Here is a 4,602-nt window from a genome sequence, read left to right as displayed (position 1 = left end):
TTTGAATATTTTTATACATATTATTGAAAAGCTTATAAAAAACAAACTACCGTTATATTTTTAATGTTATAACGATAGTTTGTCTACAGTCTGAGATTAACTTCAGTTAATTCTTTTTTGATTTTCACTAATTTAGCATTTTGACAATTTAAAATGGTTTTTAGCTTTTCATTTGTATAGATAAAGAATATATCTCCATTTTCATCAAACCAATTATTTTTTATAGATAGATCTAATCTATCTTTTAATAAAGCATAAGCAATTTTTGCATCGTTACTTAACTTTATATATTTATCATTGGTAAAAAATACTTTTGGTAATTGGTAAAACTTTTGTCTATATTGCTGTTGTATATTAAATCTTTGCTCTGACATAATAAAAACCTCTTTCCGTATTTTTTGTGCTGGGAAGAGGTAATAAAACGCTTTTATTTACTTTACATTTATTCAATGATTTTGGTGCTTGCACTAAGAAGTTATTCAATATATAATACAAGTATCAAAATAAATATAAATAAACGTGTGCATACGTTTTATTACCAAAGGGCAACTATTGCAAGTAGTTGCTCTTTTTTTTCTTCTATAAATCAATAATAACACGTTATGGTTAATTGTAAAATTTAATTTAAATCTTTTCCCCATTACCTTGTTACTCTTTTATTTTTGGCTACAATTTAATCTTTTCCACTTGCAAAAAGCATTGCTGTAAATACTATGAATATCAAAGCTACTATAGTTCCTAATAGAATAAAGATTGCTGAAACGATATTTCACATGATTAAAAGTAATCTTTTGACACCCTCCCACCAACTCATTTTATTAATAATGAATATAGCGAGAGTTATGAATAGTACAAATGATATTGCAATAGAAACCGTTACAATAGTGTCTGAATTCATAAGCCTCCCCCTGTTCTGTTAGTAAAACATTTATTGCTTATAGTATAAACTAAGTTTTTAAGCTACACAAGTGTAATTTATACTTGTGTATTTTACACATTCATAGTATACTTTAAATATACTCAAAAGGAGGGATACTATTATGACAGAAGTAGTATCAATTAATAACTTTAAGGGTGGTGTATCAAAAACCTCATCAACTGCTGGAATCGCTTATGTACTATCTGAAATCAAACAGAAAAATGTATTGGTTGTTGATTTAGATCCTCAAGCAGATGTTACTGATCTTCTATTAAAGACATTTAAAGAGAACAATAATGCCTTATTAAATGAGATAATGAATTCTAACAATTTTGAAAGTGTTTTAGATGAAAAAGAAAATGAAATACTGGATTTACTATTGAGAAAATCAACCGATATAAATGAAAATGATTTGTATCACACTTTAAAAGAAAAAAAACCTATACATGAAGCGATAATTGAATTAAGCGATAATTTATCAATAATACCATCTGACTTTAATATGATTGGATATCCATACTTATTAGAAGATTTAAAGTTGAATAGAATTGATGGTGCAAAGTATTTTAATAGTTTCTTAGAAGAAGTGAAAAAAGATTATGATTATATACTAATTGATACACCACCAACATTATCTGATTTTGCAAATAGCGGAATCTATGCATGTGATTATAGTTTGATTGTTACACAAACTCATGTAAGAAGTTTTAATGCCATTGAAAAGTTAATTAGTCACTTGTCTGACTTTAAAGAATTACACGGCAATGATTTTGATGTGATTGGGATTTTACCTGTTATGTTTAAAAAGCAAGGTAAAATAGATAGCTTTATTTTAAGCCTACTTCAACATGTATATGGAAGTTATGTTTTTAAAAATAAAGTATTTCAGCGTGAAAGAGTTAAATTTTGGGATACAACAGGGATTGCAAATGAAGATATGCACGATAGAAATGTACTTGCAATGTACGAGAGTATTACAAATGAATTATTAGAAAAAATGAGGGATCGTAATGAATAATAATAATGATAGCTTGTTAAATAAAAACAGAAATAGAACTAGTAATTATGAGAATACAATGCTTGATACGTCTGAAAGATATAGTGTTTTGCCAGCTCAAAGTTTAAGAGTAAAAGGTGTTATTCATAGTAAGGCTGTAGCACTAAAAAGATACGGGCTATATGACAATTTAAATGATATTCTGGAAGAAGCATTAGAAAAATTAATAGAAGCCCGTTCTGATAGTGAAAAAGAATTTATAAGGGAACAAGAAAGAGAAGAAAATGAACAGAAGCTAAGACGATTAAAAAGTAAAAATAAATCTTAACTTACACAAGTGTAAATAACTTTTGTGTAAGTTACACTTGTGTAAAAAAGCCGTAGGTATTCTTGGCAGACCCTACGACTAAAGCATTTATAAAAAACACTTACAAACATAGAATAATTTATAAATGCCTATAAATCAATTTGTAAATTTATACGTATTTCATATGTAACAAATGAAACATTGGAACTATGGATAATTATTAGAAAGCAAAATAAAGAATCTGAAATAGAAAATGATATTAGTATAGATAAAAGTACAAAACAATTATCATTACTCGATTTTGATATTGCTATTTGAATCGGGTAATTGGCCAAAATTTAACTAAATACATAAGTAGTTAGGAGGTTGCGATATGAATAAAAAACTCGTTTGAATTTGCTACAAAGAAACAATATGATCCTGCTGAATCCATTAGGAATAGAATAATAAATGATATTAAGCAAATGAATATAAATGAACTTAATCAAGTAGCAAATACTAATTTTGAAAGAACAGAATTAGTGAATTTCTTTGAGGAAAAAGATGATTTTATAGGTTTCTAAATGTATGATTAGGGTGTAACAAAAAGGGGTGTAAAATTTGAAAATTGGTTATGCTTGAGTATCAACACAAAATCAAAATTTAGAAAGACAAATAGAAATCTTAAAGAGATACGGTGCTACAAAAATATAAGAAGTAAATCAACATTCAAAGGCTTGTCTCCTAGACAATATAGGAAACAAACCTTTGAAATAATATACTAAACCAAAGTACAACTTTTGGGGTTTAGTACAAATATTTTTAAACATACGGTTAGACACTTATTTTTTTAACTTTGCAACAAAATCAAAATTTTAATCATTCATATATTCGGCGATGTTTTTTTTGAACGATTTTAAAGAATAAGAGTCTTCTTTTACATAATGACCGTTCACATATACTGTGGGGGATGAGGAAACATGCATTTTTTCACTTATTTTCTTATCTTTATCGGCATATTTCCATGCTTTACTATCTTTAGATTTATAAGCATCTTTAATTTTTTTTAATTTTTCTTTTGATAAAGATAATTTATCGAGCTCATTATCTATTTTCTTTTCAGTAAGCCATAAAGTCTCGTCATTTTCAGGTTGCTGATTCATTAAAGAATCATGGAATTCTGAAAATCTTTCAGGCGCGTAGATGTTTACTGCATGAGAAGCACGCGATCCTTTAATAGAATCCTTGCCTAGAAAAGCCATGTTTATGTATCGTATTTCTATATTGCTATCTAATTTTTTAATTACGTTATTGTGAAGTATTCTGCAATAAGGACATTTAAAATCTTCAAATACGACAAGTGTATTTTTTTTACTATTTCCTATTTTCGGAGAATGATTAGTATACTTTGTTTGTAAATCTTTTGAAAATGTAACTTCTTTGGAATTTTTTTTCACATCAGTAGGACGTAAAACAAGCACGAAAATAACTAAAACGACAAAAATAATTAAACCAATATAAATTTTTTTCATCAGCTTACCCCTTCGATATAAATAAAATTGAACTATACATAATATTATATTATAATCACAGTAACATCAAAGTTTTCTTGAATTTAAATACGAATTTTAGGAGGGTGTAAATATTTTAAGTATTGAAAATGTGTCTTTTAAATATGATGGTGCTCAGTATCAAGTTTTAAAAAATGTTACGTGTGAGTTCCAGTACGGAGATTTTATTGCTTTAATGGGGCCAAATGGTTCTGGTAAAACTACATTAATAAAATTAATTACAAACATACTGAATTTAGAAAACGGAACTATATCATTGGATGGTTTAAACAATAAACACCCTTCTTTTAATACTCAAGTTTTGTATCTTCCGAGTGATGATTTATTACCAGGTTTTATGTCTGGTTACGAATACATAAAATTAATGCATAAGCTTTATAATAAAAAAATAGAAGAAGATATATTAAATAGTTTGTCTGAAAAGTTATCATTTAAAGGAGCATTAGATTCTTTGATAGAGGATTACTCCACAGGTATGAAAAAAAAATTGCAAGTTATTATAAGTATCCTAATTGAACCTAATATACTTATAATAGATGAGACTTTAAATGGTATGGATATTGAATCTGTTGAAATAACAAAAAAGTTGTATAAAAAAATTTCTAATGAACATACTATCATTATTATGTGTTCACATGACTTAAACTTACTTGAAGAATTGTGTAATAAATGTTTAATGTTATATTCTGGAGAGTTGCGTTTATATAAACCAATTGAAAAATTAAATGGCAATTTAACTACTACTTTCAAAAAATTCATAAACAATGAAAAGGAAGTGTAGTTTATGTCGATTAGAAAAATAATAGAATTAAATAAAATTTATAAACTT

Annotated in this window: 4 protein-coding genes and 1 pseudogene; 3 read left to right on the top strand and 2 right to left on the bottom strand. The window is 26.7% G+C overall.

Annotated elements, in window-relative coordinates; translation table 11 throughout:
- Positions 1-92 precede the first annotated feature (92 nt).
- Positions 93-374, bottom strand: a pseudogene (locus tag CD138_RS13775) (replication initiator protein A); the annotation flags it as partial.
- A 666-nt stretch (positions 375-1,040) separates the two neighbouring features.
- On the opposite strand from CD138_RS13775, the gene CD138_RS13770 reads away from it, so the two are divergent.
- Together CD138_RS13770 and CD138_RS13765 are read left to right on the top strand one after the other, a co-directional pair.
- Positions 1,041-1,937 (top strand): ParA family protein, encoded by an 897-nt coding sequence (locus CD138_RS13770; RefSeq protein ID WP_019167418.1) that lies wholly within the window; start codon positions 1,041-1,043, stop codon positions 1,935-1,937.
- Complete coding sequence (locus CD138_RS13765; RefSeq protein ID WP_019167417.1) at positions 1,930-2,244, top strand: hypothetical protein; 315 nt, start codon at positions 1,930-1,932, stop codon at positions 2,242-2,244. Before CD138_RS13770 ends, CD138_RS13765 begins: the two co-directional genes overlap by 8 nt.
- An 833-nt stretch (positions 2,245-3,077) precedes the next feature.
- On the opposite strand, the gene CD138_RS13760 is transcribed toward CD138_RS13765, so the two are convergent.
- A complete protein-coding gene (locus CD138_RS13760; RefSeq protein WP_019167416.1) occupies positions 3,078-3,734 on the bottom strand; it encodes a DsbA family protein in 657 nt (218 codons plus the stop codon).
- A gap of 130 nt (positions 3,735-3,864) precedes the next feature.
- On the opposite strand from CD138_RS13760, the gene CD138_RS13755 reads away from it, so the two are divergent.
- A complete protein-coding gene (locus CD138_RS13755; protein ID WP_019167415.1) occupies positions 3,865-4,554 on the top strand; it encodes an ATP-binding cassette domain-containing protein in 690 nt (229 codons plus the stop codon).
- Positions 4,555-4,602 lie beyond the last annotated feature (48 nt).

Source organism: Staphylococcus intermedius NCTC 11048 (genome assembly GCF_002902385.1).
GTDB classification, from domain to species: Bacteria; Bacillota; Bacilli; order Staphylococcales; family Staphylococcaceae; genus Staphylococcus; species Staphylococcus intermedius.
The sequence above is the reverse complement of the archived record's forward strand: the minus strand, read 5'-3'. Positions and strand labels throughout refer to the sequence as shown.

Bases quoted from the DNA above. Each gene is read 5' to 3' on its own strand.
- CD138_RS13765 (WP_019167417.1), top strand. From the start codon at position 1,930: ATGAATAATAATAATGATAGCTTGTTAAATAAAAACAGAAATAGAACT.
- CD138_RS13760 (WP_019167416.1), bottom strand. From the start codon at position 3,734: ATGAAAAAAATTTATATTGGTTTAATTATTTTTGTCGTTTTAGTTATT.
- CD138_RS13770 (WP_019167418.1), top strand. From the start codon at position 1,041: ATGACAGAAGTAGTATCAATTAATAACTTTAAGGGTGGTGTATCAAAA.